13 protein-coding genes are annotated in these 18181 nt (G+C 64.6%); 10 read left to right on the forward strand and 3 right to left on the reverse strand.

Annotation, left to right across the window (positions count from 1 at the left end):
- Positions 1 to 16: 16 nt before the first annotated feature.
- Positions 17 to 3172 (reverse strand): bifunctional proline dehydrogenase/L-glutamate gamma-semialdehyde dehydrogenase PutA, encoded by a 3156-nt coding sequence (putA, locus tag B0E47_RS11550; protein ID WP_077514422.1) that lies wholly within the window; start codon positions 3170 to 3172, stop codon positions 17 to 19.
- Between the two features lie 294 nt (positions 3173 to 3466).
- Between putA and B0E47_RS11555 the strand changes: the two genes are divergently transcribed.
- From B0E47_RS11555 to B0E47_RS11585, 8 genes are all read left to right on the forward strand, one after another.
- Positions 3467 to 3925: a DUF2244 domain-containing protein gene (locus B0E47_RS11555; protein ID WP_077514761.1), complete on the forward strand. Its 459-nt coding sequence runs from the start codon at positions 3467 to 3469 to the stop codon at positions 3923 to 3925.
- Positions 3926 to 3951: 26 nt separating this feature from the next.
- Entirely contained in the window at positions 3952 to 4833 is an 882-nt protein-coding gene (gene coxB / locus B0E47_RS11560) for a cytochrome c oxidase subunit II (protein WP_254422910.1), read from the forward strand.
- A gap of 60 nt (positions 4834 to 4893) precedes the next feature.
- A complete protein-coding gene (gene ctaD / locus B0E47_RS11565) occupies positions 4894 to 6510 on the forward strand; it encodes a cytochrome c oxidase subunit I (protein WP_077514424.1) in 1617 nt (538 codons plus the stop codon).
- Between the two features lie 22 nt (positions 6511 to 6532).
- The gene (locus B0E47_RS17350; RefSeq protein WP_256363540.1) at positions 6533 to 6664 is read left to right on the forward strand and encodes a hypothetical protein; all 132 of its coding nucleotides are present in this window, start codon (positions 6533 to 6535) and stop codon (positions 6662 to 6664) included.
- A gap of 117 nt (positions 6665 to 6781) precedes the next feature.
- The gene (locus B0E47_RS11570) at positions 6782 to 7669 is read left to right on the forward strand and encodes a cytochrome c oxidase subunit 3 (protein ID WP_077514425.1); all 888 of its coding nucleotides are present in this window, start codon (positions 6782 to 6784) and stop codon (positions 7667 to 7669) included.
- 209 nt (positions 7670 to 7878) lie between these two features.
- The gene (locus B0E47_RS11575; protein WP_077514426.1) at positions 7879 to 8619 is read left to right on the forward strand and encodes a 4'-phosphopantetheinyl transferase superfamily protein; all 741 of its coding nucleotides are present in this window, start codon (positions 7879 to 7881) and stop codon (positions 8617 to 8619) included.
- A 220-nt stretch (positions 8620 to 8839) separates the two neighbouring features.
- Positions 8840 to 10240, forward strand: a complete 1401-nt coding sequence (locus B0E47_RS11580) for a TIGR03013 family XrtA/PEP-CTERM system glycosyltransferase (RefSeq protein WP_077514427.1) — start codon at positions 8840 to 8842, stop codon at positions 10238 to 10240.
- A gap of 1025 nt (positions 10241 to 11265) precedes the next feature.
- On the forward strand, positions 11266 to 13593 hold the full coding sequence (locus B0E47_RS11585) for a hypothetical protein (RefSeq protein WP_139351443.1): 2328 nt from the start codon (positions 11266 to 11268) through the stop codon (positions 13591 to 13593).
- 170 nt (positions 13594 to 13763) lie between these two features.
- On the opposite strand, the gene B0E47_RS11590 is transcribed toward B0E47_RS11585, so the two are convergent.
- On the reverse strand, positions 13764 to 14501 hold the full coding sequence (locus tag B0E47_RS11590; protein WP_077514428.1) for a J domain-containing protein: 738 nt from the start codon (positions 14499 to 14501) through the stop codon (positions 13764 to 13766).
- 61 nt (positions 14502 to 14562) lie between these two features.
- The gene (locus B0E47_RS11595) at positions 14563 to 15600 is read right to left on the reverse strand and encodes a cupin-like domain-containing protein (RefSeq protein WP_168171061.1); all 1038 of its coding nucleotides are present in this window, start codon (positions 15598 to 15600) and stop codon (positions 14563 to 14565) included.
- Between the two features lie 353 nt (positions 15601 to 15953).
- On the opposite strand from B0E47_RS11595, the gene B0E47_RS11600 reads away from it, so the two are divergent.
- Positions 15954 to 16865: a sulfotransferase gene (locus B0E47_RS11600; RefSeq protein WP_077514430.1), complete on the forward strand. Its 912-nt coding sequence runs from the start codon at positions 15954 to 15956 to the stop codon at positions 16863 to 16865.
- Between the two features lie 344 nt (positions 16866 to 17209).
- Positions 17210 to 18046, forward strand: a complete 837-nt coding sequence (locus B0E47_RS11605; RefSeq protein ID WP_139351444.1) for a hypothetical protein — start codon at positions 17210 to 17212, stop codon at positions 18044 to 18046.
- The last annotated feature ends 135 nt before the right edge of the window (positions 18047 to 18181 follow it).

The following is an 18181-nucleotide window of genomic DNA, read 5'->3' on the forward strand; positions in this document are numbered from 1 at the left end:
GATCCGGAACGGGAAGCTATTCGCCGATCGTCAGCAGCGACGCGTTGCCGCCCGCCGCGGTGGTGTTGATGGTGAGCGTGCGTTCGCCGGCGAAGCGCAGCAGGTAGTGCGGGCCGCCGGCCTTGGGGCCGGTGCCGGACAGGTTCTCGCCGCCGAACGGCTGCACGCCGACCACCGCGCCGATCTGGTTGCGGTTGACGTAGCAGTTGCCGACGCGGGCGTGGCTGGCGATGTAGTCGACGGTGTCGTTGATGCGGCTGTGGATGCCGAGCGTGAGGCCGTAGCCGGTGGCGTTGATCTGGTCCACTACCTGCTTCAGTTCGCTGCCCTTCCAGCGGATCACGTGCAGCACCGGGCCGAACACTTCGCGGGTCAGCGTGGCGAGCGAGGGGATCTCGTAGGCGCGTGGGGCGAAGAAGGTGCCGTTGGCGGTGAGCGCCGGGTCCATCACGACTTCGCCGATTTTCTTCGCTTCCTTGTCCATGTGCGCGGCGTGGTCGACCAGGATCTTCTTCGCGTCCTCGTCGATCACCGGGCCGACGTCGGTGGACAGCTGGCCCGGGTCACCCACCTTCAACTCGCCCATCGCACCGGCGAGCATCGCGCAGACCTTGTCGGCGATGTCTTCCTGCACGAACAGCACGCGTGCGGCGGAGCAGCGCTGGCCGGCGGACTGGAAGGCGGAGGCGATCACGTCCTTGACGATCTGCTCGGGCAGGGCGGAGGAGTCGGCGATCATCGCGTTCTGGCCACCGGTCTCGGCGATCAGTGCGGCGATCGACGCGTTGCGCGCGGCGAGCGCGCGGTTGATCGCCCAGGCGGTCTCGGTGGAGCCGGTGAAGGCGACGCCGGCGACACGCGGATCGCGGGTCAGTGCGGCACCGACGGTGGCGCCGTCACCCGGCAAGTACTGCAGCACGTCGGCCGGCACGCCGGCGTCGTGCAGCAGCTTGATCGCGGCATAGCCGATCAGCGAGGTCTGCTCGGCCGGCTTCGCGATGACGGCATTGCCGGCGGCGAGCGCGGCGCTGACCTGGCCGAGGAAGATCGCCAGCGGGAAGTTCCACGGGCTGATGCAGACGAACACGCCGCGGCCATTGAGGAACAGCTGGTTGCTCTCACCGGTCGGGCCGGGCAACTGCTCGGGCTGACCGAACAGGCGGCGCGCCATGGTGGCGTAGTAACGCAGGAAGTCGGCCGCCTCGCGGATCTCGGCGATCGCGTCGGGCAGGCTCTTGCCGGCCTCGCGCACGCACAGCGCGATGAACTCGCCGCGATGCGCTTCGAGCTGCTCGGCGGCATGTTCGAGGATCGCGGCGCGGCTGGCCGCCGGCAGGCGATCCCAGCCGAACTGCGCGGCGACGGCATTGCTCAGCGCCTTGTCGACGGTGGCGCTGTCGGCGCTGATGTAGCTGCCCACGTTCTGGCGGCGATCGGCCGGATTGGTCACCTGCACGGTCGGGCCGTTGGCGGTCGCGCCTGGCACCAGCGGAGCAGCGGCCCACGGGCCGGGATTGGCGTTGACCGCGTCGGCCATCGCCTTCAGTTCGTTGTCGTTGGAGAAGTTGACGCCCATGGAATTCTTCCGAAGTTCTGCGTAGATATTGACCGGCAGCGGGATGCGCGGATGCGGGATCGAAGCAAAAGCGCGCACCGTTTCGCACGGGTCGGCGACCAGCGTGCGCACGGGCACGCTCTCGTCGACGACGCGGTTGACGAAGCTGGTATTGGCGCCGTTCTCGAGCAGGCGGCGTACCAGGTACGGCAGCAGATCCTCGTGCGTGCCGACCGGCGCGTACACGCGGCAGGGCACGTTGAGGTTCTGCGGACCGATCACTTCGGCGTACAGGTCGGTGCCCATGCCGTGCAGGCGCTGGTACTCGTACGGACGACCCTGCGCGAGGTGATGCACGGCGGCGATCGAGTGCGCGTTATGCGTGGCGAACTGCGGGTAGATCAGTTCGACACCGGCGTTGAACAGGCGACGGGCGCAGGCCAGGTAGGACACGTCGGTGTTCGGCTTGCGCGTATACACCGGATAGCCAGCCAGGCCGTTTTCCTGCGCGCGCTTGATCTCGGCATCCCAGTAGGCGCCCTTGACCAGGCGCACGTACCAGCGGCGATTGGCGGCGCGCGCGGTCTCGATCAGCCAGTCGATCACGAACGGCGTGCGCTTGGCATACGCCTGCACCACGATGCCGAGGCCGTTCCAGCCTTCCAGCGACGGGTGCGCGAACACGTCGCCGATGATGTCGAGCGACAGCTCGAGGCGCTCGGCCTCTTCGGCATCCACCGACAGCGCAATGCCGTACTTCATCGCCAGCTGCGACAGTTCCAGCAGCTTCTCGCTGAGCTGGCGGTGGGCCAGCTCGCGCTTGGCCACTTCGTAGCGCGGATGCAGGGCGGACAGCTTCACCGAGATCGACGGTGCGTCGGTGTGGTTGGCGAACGGGCCGCGCGCACCGATCGCGGCGATCGCGTTGCGGTAATCCTGCTGGTAGCGCTCGGCGGTTTCGCTGGTCAGCGCGGACTCGCCCAGCATGTCGTAGGAATAGCGGTACACCGCGTATTCCTTCTTCGCGCAGCGGTCCAGCGCCTCGTCGATGGTCTGCCCCATCACGAACTGGTGGCCCATGATGCGCATCGCCTGGCGAACCGCCAGACGGATCGCCGGCTCGCCGGCGCGACCGACCAGCCGCTTCAGCGCGCCGGTGAAATCGTGGCGGGTGTCTTCGGCCAGATTCACCAGATGTCCGGTGAGCATCAGGCCCCAGGTGGATGCGTTGACGAACAGCGACTCGCTCTGGCCCAGATGCTTCTTCCAGTCCGCCTCGCCGAGCTTGTCGCGGATCAGCTTGTCGGCGGTGGCCTTGTCCGGGATGCGCAGCAGCGCCTCGGCCACGCACATCAGCAGCACGCCTTCCTCGGAGGACAGGTCGTACTGGCGCATGAAGGATTCGACCGCGCTCTGGTCCCTGGCGCGCAGGCGCACCCGGCTGACCAGGTCGGCGGCGAGGTCGATCACCTTCTCGCGCTCGACCGGCGGCAAGGTGGCCTGGGCGAGCAGGTCGTTGACCGCTTCGGTCTCGTCGCGCAGCCACGCGGCCGTGATGCGCGCGCGCGCTGGCGTGGTGCTGTCCGGAAGCTCGGGGCTGAGGATGGTTGTGGTCACGGGCTTGTCAATGGGCTGGCGAGGGGCGGTGGGCAAACGTGGAATTGTACGCCGGAGACCGCGGAGTTGGGCGAAACCGGAGGGTTTGTCCGGGCTGTCCGCGCGCTGCCTGCAAGGCTGCCCCAGGGCGTCACGGGCCACCCGCGAGCCCGCCGTGGATGGGCTGATCCAGGTCAATCGGGTGCGACATTCTTGCCCGCTGCGCCGCCGCGGCCTATCATTCCGTTGTTCCAGGCACGCCGGGTCACCATGATCGTGCTTCGACCAGCCATCGCCGGCTTGCCCCGCGTAACGATGTGGCTCAGGCCAAATCGCGCGCTAAGCCGGCGCGGGTTGCGTCGCTTGATCATGATCCTGGTGGCACTGGCGCTGACAACGGCAGAACTGGGTGCGTGGCAGGGGAATGTGTTTGCTCCGCTGTTTGCCCTGGTGGAATCCGCCGCCATGGCCGTCGCCCTGAGCGTGGCCTGGCGGGCCGGCGATCGCTGCGAGCGCATTACCCTCGACGAATCGTCGCTGGAGGTGCGGTCGTTGCCCGGCCGGCGTTGTGCGCGTTTCCAGTCGTATTGGGTGCGTGTGCGGCTGGAGACCGGCAATGGACGCCTGCTGCTGTCATCGCATGGCCGCGAGCTGGAGATCGGCGCGTTCCTGGCGGAACCGGAACGGATCGAGCTGGCGAGAAAACTCAAGGCGTTGCTGGCCGATGCAAGCGGGCAACAACGCAATCAGGATCAACAAAGGTGCAAGACATGACATCAGGCGGCATCAGGCGATCACTCATGGCAGCGGCGAGCCTAGCCCTTGCATCGTTCGGCGGCGTGGCCTACGCGGCCCCGCATCCCTGGCAGCTGAACATGGAGCCTGGTGCCAGTACCTGGTCGCGCGTGCCCTACGACCTGAACAACATCTCGCTGGCGGTCTGCGTGGTGATCGGCATCCTGGTGTTCGGTGCCATGTTCGTCGCCATGTTCCGCTTCCGCAAATCACGCGGCGCGGTAGCCGAGAAGTGGTCGCACAACACCATGCTCGAGGTGGTGTGGACGATCGTGCCGGTCATCATCCTGGTGGCGCTGGCGTACCTCTCCACCGGCGGCCTCACCTCATGGGCCGATACCACCGGTTCGCAGATGACGGTCAAGGTCACCGGCTATCAGTGGAAGTGGCGTTACGACTACGTCAGCTACCTGGGCCAGCCGATCGAGAAGGTCGGTTTCATGTCCAAGCTGGACCAGCAGAGCGACGAGACACGCCAGCTCGGCTCGGGCATGGATCCGTACGCGGTCAAGGTCGGCGACGAGAACACCTACCTGCTGAATGTCGACAAGCCGCTGGTGGTGCCGGTCGATACCAAGATCCGGTTCGCGATCACCAGCGGCGACGTGATCCACTCCTGGTGGGTGCCGGCGTTTGGCTGGAAGCTTGATGCCATCCCGGGGATCATCAATGGAGCCTGGACCAACATCAAGACGCCCGGCACGTATCGCGGCCAGTGCGCCGAACTGTGCGGCCAGGATCACGGCTTCATGCCGATCGTGGTGGTGGCCAAGTCCAAGGCGGACTTCGCCAAGTGGCTGAGCGAGCAGGAGGCCGAGTCCAAGAAGGCCCCGCCGCCGCCGGCGCCGTTCGATGCCGCCGCGCAGGTAGCAGCCCAGCGGGGCTGAGCCCGCTTCACCGCCATTTCGTTGCAGTCGCATTCAATAACAGGTTAGAGGTGCAAGGCCATGTCCTACGCAGCCACGCATGATCAGCACGACGATCACCACGGCGCGCCGAAGAGTTTCTTCCAGCGCTGGTGCATGTCCACCAACCACAAGGACATCGGCACGCTGTACCTGATCTTCGCGCTCACCATGTTCTTCATTGGTGGCAGTTTCGCGATGACGATTCGCGCCGAGCTGTTCAAGCCCGGCCTGCAGCTGGTGCAGCCGTATTTCTTCAACGAGCTGACCACCATGCATGGGCTGGTCATGATCTTCGGCGCGATCATGCCGGCGTTCGTAGGCCTGGGCAACTGGATGATTCCGATGATGGTCGGCGCGCCGGACATGGCGTTGCCGCGCATGAACAACCTCTCGTTCTGGATCCTGCCGTTCGCCTTCGTGCTGTTGCTGTCCACGCTGTTCCTGCCAGGTGGCGGCCCGGCCGGTGGCTGGACGATGTATCCGCCGCTTTCGCTGCAGAGCGGTTCGCTGGCCTACGTGGTGTTCGCGATCCACCTGATGGGCATCAGTTCGATCATGGGTGCGATCAACATCATCGCCACCATCCTCAACATGCGTGCGCCCGGCATGGACCTGCTGAAAATGCCGGTGTTCGTGTGGAGCTGGCTGATCACGGCGTTCCTGCTGATCGCGGTGATGCCGGTACTCGCCGGTGCGGTGACCATGCTGCTCACCGACAAGTATTTCGATACCAGTTTCTTCAACCCGGGCGGCGGTGGCGATCCGGTGCTGTACCAGCACGTGTTCTGGTTCTTCGGCCATCCCGAGGTGTACATCATGATCCTGCCCGCATTCGGGATCATCTCGGAAATCGTCCCGACCTTCTCGCGCAAGCCGATCTTCGGCTACAAGGCGATGGTGTTCGCGCTCGCCTGCATCGCGTTCCTGTCGTTCATCGTGTGGGCGCATCACATGTTCGCGGTGGGCCTGCCGCTGGGTGCCGACATCTTCTTCATGTACGCCACCATGCTGATCTCGATACCGACCGGCGTGAAGGTGTTCAACTGGGTCACCACCATGTGGGGCGGGTCGCTGACGTTCGAAACCCCGATGCTGTTCGCGGTCGCGTTCATCATCCTGTTCACCATCGGCGGCTTCTCCGGCCTGATGCTGGCCCTGGTGCCGGCCGACTTCCAGTACCACGATACCTACTTCGTGGTGGCGCACTTCCACTACGTGCTGGTGACCGGCGCGCTGTTCGCGATCATCGGCGCCACCTATTACTGGCTCCCGAAGTGGACCGGCAACATGTACAGTGAGTTCTGGGGCAAGGTGCATTTCTGGAACAGCGTGATCTGGGTCAACGTGTTGTTCTTCCCGCAGCACTTCCTCGGCTTGGCCGGCATGCCGCGGCGCATCCCCGACTACAACGTGGCGTTCGCCAACTTCAACATGATCAGCTCGATCGGCGGTTTCCTGTTCGGCGCTTCGCAGCTGGTCTTCCTGGGCGTGTTGATCCACTGCGCGTTCTTCTCGAAGAAGAAGGCGGCCGATCGCGTGTGGGAAGGCGCCAGGGGGTTGGAGTGGACGGTGCCTTCGCCGGCCCCGCACCATACTTTCGACGTGCCGCCGGTGATTCATGACGAGGAACTGGCGCACGGCGACGTACACGCCTGATCCAGTCGGGAAGCCTGTGGACATGACGCAGCTGATGACAGACAAGGACGCCACGGGCAATCGCCGTGGCGTGCGGCGCACCGTGACGATCCTTGTCGCGGTGGTGATCGGGTTTTACCTGCTGGCGTTCCTGCAGATATTGCTGATGAAGTAGTGATCGCGCGGCATTATTTATTTTTCCTCACGGTTGCCCGCTTCGGTACGATCGTTGGGCAGTTCCCCGGGCGGCATGGCGGGGCATGGTCATCAAGAAAATCCACGGGGTTTCAGCATGAGTCAGCAACACGACGCTTACTTTGTACCGGCCAAGAGCTACTGGCCATTCGTCGCCGCGGTGGTCATGTTCACCTTCATGTTCGGCGCCGGGCACTGGCTCAATGCGGAGCCGGGCGAGGCCGGGTTCGGCAAGACGGTGCTGACGGTTGGCGTGGTCGGCGTGCTCTGCATGTTCTTCGGCTGGTTCCGTTCGGTGATCAACGAGTCGCTGGCCGGCAGCTACAACCACCAGGTGGACACGTCGTTCCGCATGGGCATGATGTGGTTCATCTTCTCCGAGGTGATGTTCTTCGGCGCGTTCTTCGGCGCGCTGTTCTACATCCGCATGTTCTCGGTGCCGTGGCTGGGTGGCGAAGGCCATGGCGTGCTCACCCATCAATTCCTCTGGAGCGATTACACCGCCGCGTGGGGCGCCAATGGCGGCAACGGTCCGGCGCATGTCGGCGGGGCGTTCGAGATCGTGCCGGCCTGGGGCCTGCCGCTGCTGAACACGCTGATCCTGCTCAGCTCCAGCGTGACCGTGACGATCGCGCACCATGCGCTGCGTGCCGGACATCGCGGGCGGATCCTGGTGTTCCTGGGCATGACCGTGCTGCTCGGTGCGCTGTTCCTGAATTTCCAGGCGCATGAGTACATCGAGGCCTATCACGAGCTCAACCTGACCCTGGGCAGCGGTGTGTATGGTTCGACTTTCTTCCTGCTGACCGGCTTCCACGGCCTGCACGTGACCCTGGGTACGATCATGCTGGCGGTGATCTGGTTCCGCGTGCTGAAGGGGCATTTCAGCAAGGACCACCACTTCGGCTTCGAGGCGGTGGCGTGGTACTGGCACTTCGTCGACGTGGTCTGGCTGGGCTTGTTCATGTTCGTTTACATCCTGTAGGCGGATTGGTCTCCCGTTCGAAGGATCAGGCCCGCCAATGGCGGGCCTGATCCGTTCCGGCACCGGTGTGCGGCGGTTCAATTCAAGCGGTAGGCCACGGTTGTCGGCCTGCACGTGGCGAGATCGGGGCCGACGCGACGTTGACAGGATCTGAGACCGTGCCCGTGGATGGGTGCGACACTGGGTGGCCGCATTCGACGGACGAAACGATGATCGAGGACGCGTTCACTGCCGTGGTGACGGGCGCGCTTGCGCGATCGGGCTTTGTGCCGCCTGCGGTCAACGAAGCGCGCACGTTCGTTTTTGCATGCCGGCCGCTTTTGGTGCACGTCCCGGTCGCCGCACAGTTGCTGGACGCTGGCGAAACCGGCCGGGCGGAGCGTTTCCGATTCGAGCACGACCGCACGACCTACATCCTGGCCCATGCGGTGTGGCGCATCGCCCTTGCAATGTGTCTGGATGTGGCCCCAACCAAGGTTTCGCTGATTGCGGCGCCCGCCGGTCAGCCGACCTTGCCCGGCACCGGATTGAGCACCAGTCTCAGTCATGCATCCGACTGGGTGGCGATCGCGGTTTGCCGCGCTGCGACCACAGGCATCGACATCGAGCAGGAGCCATCGCGGGTGCGCCTGGGTGACATGATCGACACCATCTGCACGCCGGCCGAGATGGCACGGGTCATGTCGCTGGAGGCGGCCGGGCGTGGAACGGCGTTGCTGGCGCTGTGGACGCGAAAGGAGGCCCTGCTGAAGGCCTTCGGTGTGGGTCTGGGTGTAGATCCCACGACTATCGACGCTGGAACAGACGATCTGGTGGCGTCGCCATCCATAGATGGCATGTTCCCTGCTTGCTGGATTGGCAACCTGGATCTGCCGCTCGGGCTGGTGGGTGCCTTCGCGGTTCCCACCAGCGTGGTTCGGGTCGAACAACACAGGCTGGTCTGGGATTGATCCGTAAAAGCCGCCGTTCAAGCGGCGGATACGGATGGGAAGCGCGGCCGTCACGCGGGAAGTATGAAGTGACGCCCCGGTTTATGCCGAAAGCAGTTGTATTTCGTACAGATTGGATGTACAGCTGCAGACCCACTGAGGCGTCAGGATCCCGCGCCAGGTGGTGCCTTGAATGTTCGCCCCATGGCAGGGGCGGAGTGGCATGTTGGAGGGGACGGAGATGTTTCGATTCTTGCATCGAAAGGCCAATCGCTGGTTGCTGTTGCTGGCGGCTGTGGACATGGTGTTGCTGGGCTTTTCGCTCAACGCAGCCATGTTTCTGCGCTATTTCAGCCATCCGGACGATTTCGCCAAGTTTTCTCGCCACATGCCCGAGCGCTCGCTGGCGTTCGCGGTGATCATGCTATTGGCGATGGTCGCTCTTGGTCACTATCAGTCGCATATGCGCACAAGTTGGTTCGGCGTGCTGGCACGCCAGTGCGTGGGATTTGTGTTGGGTGGCGTGGGCGTGTTCATCATGTACTACCTGCTGCCGCAGGCCTACGTGGGCCGTGGCGTGCTGACCATCGCCCTGCTTCTGGCGTTTGGCCTGATGATGGGTTTCCGTCTGATTTTCCTGCGTTTGGTCGATGCGGTCGTATTCCAGCGACGGGTACTGATCCTGGGAGCCGGGAATCGTGCCTCGCAGATCCAGACGCGCATGCGTCGCCATGCGGATCGGATCGGCTTCAATGTCCTGGGTTTCGTACAGGGCGAGGGGGAGGCGGTGCAGGTTCGGCCGGAGTGCCTGGTGACGCCGGAAGGGCCGCTGGTCAACTGGGCGCTGCAGCGGCAGGTCGACGAGATCGTGGTCGGCGTCGACGACCGGCGTGGCGGCTTGCCTATGCGGGATTTGCTCGAGTGCCGGCAGAACGGCATCGACGTTACCGATCTGGCAACGTTCTTCGAGAGAGAGTCCGGGCGGGTGCAGCTGTCGTTGACCGACCCTTCCTGGCTGGTGTATTCCAGCGGCTTCGACACCACACCGCTGCGCCGTTTCAGCAAGCGCTGCTCCGACTTGCTGATCGCCATCCTGGTGCTGTCGCTGACTTGGCCGCTGATGTTGCTGGTGGCCCTCGCGATCCGGATCGAATCCGGTTCCGGCCAGCCCATCCTGTACCGGCAGGAGCGCGTGGGTGCTCGCGGCAAGCCCTTCCAGCTGATCAAGTTCCGCAGCATGCGCACCGACGCGGAACTGGACGGCATCGCCCGCTGGGCGAACAAGGATGACGACCGGGTGACCCGGGTAGGCCGCTTCACCCGCAAGGTGCGCCTGGATGAACTGCCGCAACTGTGGAATGTGCTCAAGGGCGAGATGAGCTTTATCGGCCCGCGTCCCGAACGGCCGCAATTCGTCACCGACCTGGGTCAGAAGATTCGCTACTACGACCTTCGCCACTGCCTGAAACCTGGTCTGGCGGGTTGGGCGCAGTTGCGCTATCCGTACGGCGCCTCCGAGGCCGACGCCGAGGAAAAACTGAAGTACGACCTGTACTACGTCAAGAATCACAACCTGCTGTTTGACCTGCTTATCCTGTTCCAGACCGTGGAAGTGGTGCTGTTCCGACGCGGCGCGCGTTGATCCGCACGCCAGAATTGCAGCGGGTTACCCGGTCGCCGGCAGGAGCGGTCTCATTTACCCGGTAGAACCCTGGCTCAGTTTCTTTGCGACAAGTGGGAGCCGGAACGGCGCCGCGCTGCGTTCATCCCCACTTGTTCGTTGACCGCGCGGCGCATGAGGTTCTCCGCTCACCTTGCCGCGCCGCCTGGCGCAATCGCAGCCCGGCTACCCGCTTCCCACACTCCGCTTGACGCGGTTTCCATACGACCTCCGGTCATATTCTCCAGTTTGTGTAGTGGTATGCTGTCCGTACAGGGGATGTTCACGATAATCAGCCACCAACTTTTGCCAGAAAACCGGCGAGGGTGGGTCGTTTGGCACCGACCTGACTATACGGATCGCCCATGTCCCGCTTTGACCCGATTTCGCCGCACGGCAAGCCTGAACGATCGACACGCAAGAGCAGCGATCTATCCGGCATGCCGCCGCACGGCGGCTTCACCGGGCGCCGCTCGCAGACAGCCTTGCTCGGCGGGGGCGTGATACTGGCGCTGCTTTTTACTGCCGTATCGCTGCTGTTTGCGCGCGATGGCGGGTCGCGGCAGCAGGCATTTCATCCGAAAGTCGCCGCGTCGATGCGGCCGGCCGATCCGGCTGCCGCCGTTTCCAGCTCGATCTTCAGGTCGCCAGCCGTTGCTGCCAGGCCGACCCCGCTCATGGCCGCGCGATCCGCTGCGCCCGTGGATACTTCCGTAAGCGCTCGCAAGAGCGCCGCCCCGGAGAGTTCGTCGCATGCCACGGATGCTCAACCGGCACCTCGAAGAATCACCTTGATCACGGCCGGGTCCGCCTCGATAGCTGCCGCGGCGGTTCGCAGTTCGACCCCCGGCAGCACGCAGCAGTCATTCGCGGCCAATCTGCCGTCCGCCGGCCTGGTGTCGTCGACGCCCGGGACTACAGGCGTTTCCGGTCGCCCGGTTGCCAATGCGTTCAGCGCAGTGCCCGTGGTTCCTCAAGCGGTAGCGCTGGCCGCGCATCCAAGATTGATGCTCGATCCAGTCACGCTGACCACGCTGCGCCAGCGTGCCAGTGCGAATACGCCGGAGTGGGTGGCCTTGAAGGCCACCTGTGATTCCTACATCGGTGGAACCGTCGAGTACCCCACGGGCAATCAATATCCCGACCTGCCCAACCTTGGCTCGGGGTACCAGGGCGAGTCCTACCTGCCGGCACTGCTCAACGAAGGCATGTGCTACCAGGTGCTCAAATCGAGCAACCCGTCGGCGGCTGCGCCGTATGGCGCCAAAGCGGTCGATATCCTGGTCAAGATGTCGATGCCGTTTCCGGGCAGCAATGGCTGGGATCCATGCACCGACAGCGGATACGGCATTCGCTTCTACGGCGTCGGCTACGGGTTGGGTTACGACTGGGTGTACGACTTGCTGACTTCGGCCCAGCGCCAGCAGGTGTACACCGCGGCAAACGCCTGGCTGACGGCCTGGGAGAAGTCGGGCGGATGCGCCGCCTTCGCCTACGACGGAAATCCGATAGGCAACTACTACGCCGGATACTTCCACGCCAAGGCGGTAATCGCGCTGGGTACGTATGACGAGAATCCGAGCGCGCCCGCGCAATGGACCGACTGGCTGAACAACCAGTTCGGTGCTCGTGTGCAGCCCTACTATCAGTTGCACCTGAAGGGCGGTGGTTGGCCGGAAGGTTATGGCAACTATGCGCCGCTGAGCATCCTCAACATGAGCTTGCCCGCACGCGAAGTGAAGACGGCCACGGGGCAGGATCTTCTGCACGCCAGCGCGCCGTACACGTTTCCGCTCGACAGTGCCGATTACGCCATGCATTTCACCTGGCCGTCGTTGACCTATTTTGACGACCGGGACGACAACCATTCCAATGGCGATCCGTCGGTCCCGCCGCCGGGCACGACCCAGGTCGGCATGTTCCAGCAGATCCTGGGCGCCCTGAATTACTGGGGCTCAACCGAGGCTCCCGTCTTCAATCAGTACCTCGGTCTGACGAGCAGCGCTACCGGAGCTTATAGTCCTGCCCCCAATTGGCTGCAGTTCCTGGGTCTCAATCCGGGGGCGCCGACTGCGGCGTTGAGCACGTTGCCGTTGTCCTATTTGGCGACGGGAATGAATGCCGTGTCGGCTCGCTCCGACTGGAGTACCGGGGCCACCTGGATGTCGTTCCGCGCCGGTCCCTACGTCAACAACCCCGCCGCTGGTCATGAATTTTTCGATCAAGGCAGCTTGGCCCTGGTGCGTGGCGGCAACCCGCTGCTGGTCAATGCCAGTGGCTGGCTCATGCACGAACCCGGCGGCAACGCCGACGAGACCAAGACCTTCAACGACAACTATGGCAGTTTCGACGGGACGCCCTATTCGGGCAACCGACAGCTTTACAACATCTTCTACGTGCGCAGCATGAGCGGCAGCTCCGTGGCCCAGCCTTTCGGGCAGGATTCCTTCACGACCGAAGACAACCAGGTGCGCACCAAGGTATCGGCGTACGAGGACGGCACCGGCTATGTTTATGTGCTGGCGACGAACCTGGCGGACATGTACCGCACGTTCTCCGCCGGGTCGGCGGTATCGGCGTGGTCTCGGCAGATCGTCTATCTGCGCCCGAATCGTTTCGTCGTTTACGATCGCACCACGGCAGGCAGTGCGAACTACGATCAGTACATGGCCTGGCATTTCCCGGCCAATCCGGTCGCTGGCAGTGCACCGGCGGGGCAGAGCCGACTCGATGTGACCTACAACGGTCAGTACATGGGAGCGATGACCGCCGTTTTGCCTGCTGGTACGAAGATGACAACAGTGGGAATGTACCCGGGCGACAACCCGATCAAGGCCTGGCAGGTGCAGGTACGTCCGCCGAATACCAATGTCAACCAGACTTGGTTGACCGTCTTTGATCTGTCCGCCACCGCCGCGAAAGTCGCCACCGCCAGTCCGGTGACGGTCGGCCAGGGCGGCATCATCGGCGTGGAGCTGCTGGCCAGCGACGGCAACAGTGTGGTGGTCAGCAGCAGCGGCGCTGCCGGTACCCCGCTCAGCGGCACGATTGTCTATGGCGTGCAGCCGGCGGCCGCGTACCATGTGGTGACCGATCTGGCGCCGAACACCGGGTATACGGTATCCACCTCGGCCGCTGCCGGTCTGCGCAACATCACCATCAGCGCGGGTGGCACCAGCATGAGCAGCGCCAAGGGTGTGCTCAACTTCTACGTGGCGGCCGATGGCACGGTGCAGAGCACTCCGCCGCCACCGACCACGCCTGTCTACGTTCCCGTGCCGATCAGTTCGCTGCCGGTGCCAGGCTCGCCCGCACCTTACAACCCGGGCCCGTGAACCGCGTTGTCGGGAGTGGCAGCGCGGCCGGTCGCCGACGATGGATGTTCGAGTCGTGCCGGGCGGGCAAGGGATTCTGAATCCGCGTTTCCATGTGCTTGCAGATGGCCGTACACGCCAAGACTCGGTCGTGGAGCAACGGTGCGGGCGCGGTGGGCGTTGGGGGGAGATTACCGGGGCACGTGGTCAATCGTTCTCTCGCCGGGGCTTCGGGTCGTGGTATTGAGCGGGTAAAGCGGCGAGCTGTACCAGTCAACTACCTTGCCACGTTCGAAGCGGATCCATGACGGGCCGTACTCCCATCGCTCGTTGTTGACCATGAGAGTAGGTTCGCCTTCGCTGGCACGTACGGCGTCGGCATCCATGCCGAGGCCGATCGGCGATGCACCCACTTGGGCAGGCGAGGCCAACGGGGGCGGCGGGCGGACGCCCCCCAAGATCGAGAGTGAAGGCGTGGAGGGATGTTCGCCTGGCCACGACAGCCAAATTACGGCGGCGGCGGCGGGCAGCAACAACCAGCGCATGGACCGCCGCGGAGGTTGTCGACTCCTGGCTCGACGCACGGGTTGGTTGGCGGCAGTCGCCGGCATCTGCGTGTTCGGCCGCGCCAGCGGCGCGCCCGGCAGACGGCCATGTTCGCGGTGGAACTCCATCGCCATGCCGTACATTGCGGTGAGCCGCTGCAACCGTTCTGCCGCCACGGCGTGGTGCGAGTCATCATCGCGGCGGTCGGGGTGCAGCACCGAGACACGACGCCGATAGGCGTACTTGAACTCATCCAGGCCGCAACCCGGTTGCAGGCCCAGGATCTTGTAGAGGTCGAGAAAATCGGTTTCGCGCGCCACGTCCGGAACCCTTTGGTGCTGGTGGACAATGCTCAGCTCACCGGTGGTCGCCGGAATCCGCATCCGCGCCCTTGCTTGCAGGATACGTCAAACAGGCCATCGGCTGGCCAGGTGAGGCAAGCGCTCAGCGGACCTTCCAGTCGGCGACGGGCCACGTGCCGGAATCGCCGGCCTCGGCGCTGGTGACCGGCGCCAGTCGCCCGATGCGCGCCGCCAGCCCGGTGGTCGGGGCGTCGGCATGGCGCGGCCGCTGTTCGAGCGTCGACAGCAGGTGGCCGAGCCCGGTCAGGTATGCCTTCTTCGCACGGCGTTTGAGCGCACGCAGGCCGCTTGCGGGCGGGCACAGGGATTCGACGTAGCCGCTCCAGTTCGAGGCGTCGTACATGTTCTGACAGATCGATATCGAGGGCGACAAGGCTCTCGCGGCATGCCACCAGCGAGAGGGCACGAACACCATGTCGCCCGGGTGCAGTACGGTGGAATACCGGGTGGCCTGGGCGAACAACGGGAATCGAACCGGATCGGCTTGCCGCACATCCGCGATGCTCGAATGGTTCGGCATCTCCAGCTTGGGATACAGGCAGGCGGCATCCTCCGGCGGGTACAGGATGAATTCCTTGTCGCCGTAGATCTCGGTGATCGTCGCGTGCGCGTTCTCGCCGTCGTAGTGCAGCACCGGAAAGCGTCCCCCGATACCGCCGATGAGCAGCTTGAGATAGCCGTCCGGACGTCTCCACGGCCGCAGCATGAGCGGGCTGGCCATGCGCCGCGGGAACGCATAGGGGTTCAGTGGCTCAAGGTCGGGCAGCAGTTCCGGCAAGTGCGGGCCGATGAACAGTCGATACATGTACGGGCCGGGCGCGTCTTCGCGCGAGGCCAGCACCGCGTCGATGAATGCGGCGAACGTCATCTGTTCGGCGTAGCTGACCTGTACCTGCTTCGGCCCGAACCGTTGCTTGAAGAATTCCGGTGTCCACTTGGCCAGTGCCGGACACCCCCGCATGGCGCCTTCCACCACGACCGGCCGATTCTGCGCGACGAACTCGCGCACGAAGGATGCGTAGGGCAGATCGACGGCACGATGCCGTTCAAGCGCAACGTGCCGGGGCGCGGAATCGGGGAGGCTGGGGATGCTGGGGAGGCTGGCGGTCAAGCTGTTCAATGGAGTCGCTCCGGCGCACACGGTCCCATGAGTGTTGCCACTTGGCGCAGTCAGCGGACAAGCACGCCGACTGCGATGACGCTACGCGGGCGTTTTGACCGTGTCAATCAAGCCGCCGGAACGTCCGCTTCGCCGCCTGGAGGAGTTCGGCAATCCGTCGCGCCCTCGCCCGGCGCCTTCAACTTCGCCATGGCCGTGCTCCTTGACGGCGCGCCAAGCGGAAGGGCGGCGCTTTCCCGCAAGTACTTGCGGCCTGAGTTGGATATCGTCGCGCTGGATGTCCGGATCGGCACGCGGAGCGCCCACTCTTCGTGAAGTTGTCCACGCTCGCAACGTACGCGCGAGGCGCCCGCATGATCGATGGCAAGCCGAGCCCGAATTTCTTCCTGGTGGGAGCGCCGAAATGCGGCACGACCTCGATGTACCACTATCTGCGTCTCCACCCGCAGATATATTTTCCGTTTGACGACGAGGACGGGCGCGCCAAGGAGCCGCACTATTTCTGCGCGGAGCTCGAGATCGGGGCACAAGATTCGATCAAGGATCAAGCCGAATACCTCGCGTTGTATCGCGGCAGTGAGCACGCCACCTGGCGTGGCGACGCCTCGGTCCTGTACCTGTTCAGTGAGCAGGCGCCGGGCAGGATCAGGCAGTTCTGCCCCGAAGCCCGCATCCTGATCATGTTGCGCCCGCCGATCGAGCAGATGCGCTCGCGCCACGCGCATTGCCTTCTTCATCGAGGGGCGCGCGAGAACATCGCCGATTTTCAGGAGGCGATCGACGCCGGCGACGACCGTCGGAACGGACGGCGGATTCCACCAGGCACGACCTTGCCGAAGTGTCTGGATTATTTTTCCGTCGCTCGCTTCGCGCCGCAGGTGGAGCGCTATTTCGACACCTTCGGGCGTGCGGCGGTGAAGGTGGTTTTGCTCGAAGACATGGAGGCCACACCGGAAAAAGTGTATCGCGAGGTGATCGGGTTCCTGGGCGTGGATGCTTCGTTTGTCCCGGAGTTTCGCGTCCACAACGAAGCGCCGGCGCGATCTCCGCTGGAGCGCGCGATACGGCGTATTTACCGCAGTCCCGGGGTCAAGCGCGCCGTGCAGGCGGTGGCGCCCTATCGGACAAGGCGCCGGATCTTGACCGGGATTCGCGCCCTGGCGCGAGGCAAGTCGCCCCGCGACGAGGCGCTGCGCCAACGCTGCCGCCCGGATGTCGAACGGCTGTCCGGTCTGATCGGGCGCGATCTTTCGCACTGGCTGTGACGAGACGCCAGGCCGGCACGCCGGCGGCTTGTCGGCGGCCCGGGCAAGGCGCAAGCTCGGCGACGTTCCGTGCGCATCCTTGCGACTGGCGAGGGAGTGGTCGTGACAGACGGTCAGGCGTTCATCGAGGTTGAGCAAAAGGCTTCCAGGTCGCGGCGTGTCCGGGCCATGCGACATCACCACGGCGGGTACCGGACGCACCGGGCGGGCTGGCCAAAGCCCGCGACGTCGCGCCGGGCGGCAGGCCACGCGGTTGCCCGCACGCTCTGTTCGCGGCGGCCAGGCACAAGCGCCGCGCGGATCGCCGCCGCACCTCATTCTTCGCCCACCAGGAGGTATCCCGCATGCATGCTTGTCGCGAGTGCTTTTCCGCGGGACGTCTGGCAGCCAGGCTTGCACTGCTGGTCATGCTGATGCCCGGCCCGCCTGCCGACGCCGCATCGGCTGCACCGGCTCCCGCGCTGGGAGCGCATGTGCTGCTCGTGCAGACCGAGGGGAAAGGCACCAGCCCGGCCGTCAGCCAGCCGCTAACCACCCAGGCCAGCGGCAGTTCGTTGCTGGCTCTGGTCAGCAGCTATGCAAGCAATCCGGACGGCCCCACGGACAGCTATGCGAATCATTGGACGCCGCTCGGTGGCAGCGTGGTGTACCGGAATTATGAAGGCAGGTTCGATGCCCGGGCCTACGTGGCGTTGTCTGTCAAGGGTGGGCCCGGGCACACGATCAGTGTGGTCAAGCCAGGCCGGCCTGCGGGCGAAATTTCCGTGCCTTTCATCGAGATCACCGGCGCCAACCAGCTGCAGGATGTCGCCCGCAACTACCCCGGCCTGAGCCTTGCGGAACGGGCGCTCAACAAGTTCAAGCGTGGCTGGCGGAAGCTCACCGGGGTCGCGCTGGGCACCAGCACGGTGCTCACCAGCGGCGCGGTCACCACGACCGGGCCGGCAACCCTGGTGGCGGTGTGGTGGGGTGACGGACGGGTGCTCAAGATGACGGCGACACCTGGCGACGGATTCAAGCTCATCGACAGCTTTCTCGACCTGCCACCCAACAGCGGCGTGCAATGTGCGGTGGCGGTCAAGCAGGTAGCCGTGGCGGGAACCTACAAGGTCAGCTGGTCGGGGACGCCGGCGCAAGGCGCCATTTTGTGGCTGTTCGCGTTTCAGCACCAGGCCAGGTGATTCGCTGCTTCGTGGATTGTGTCGATCCGCTGGGTGCACTGTCGCGGTGGCGGACCGAAACGGCGGCGACGGTGCACCTTCCCCTAGTGATTCAACCGGCGCGGCGCGGGAATCGTGGGGACGTTGGCGCACGTT

This window comes from Rhodanobacter sp. B05 (genome assembly GCF_002001085.1).
Taxonomy (GTDB): Bacteria; Pseudomonadota; Gammaproteobacteria; order Xanthomonadales; family Rhodanobacteraceae; genus Rhodanobacter.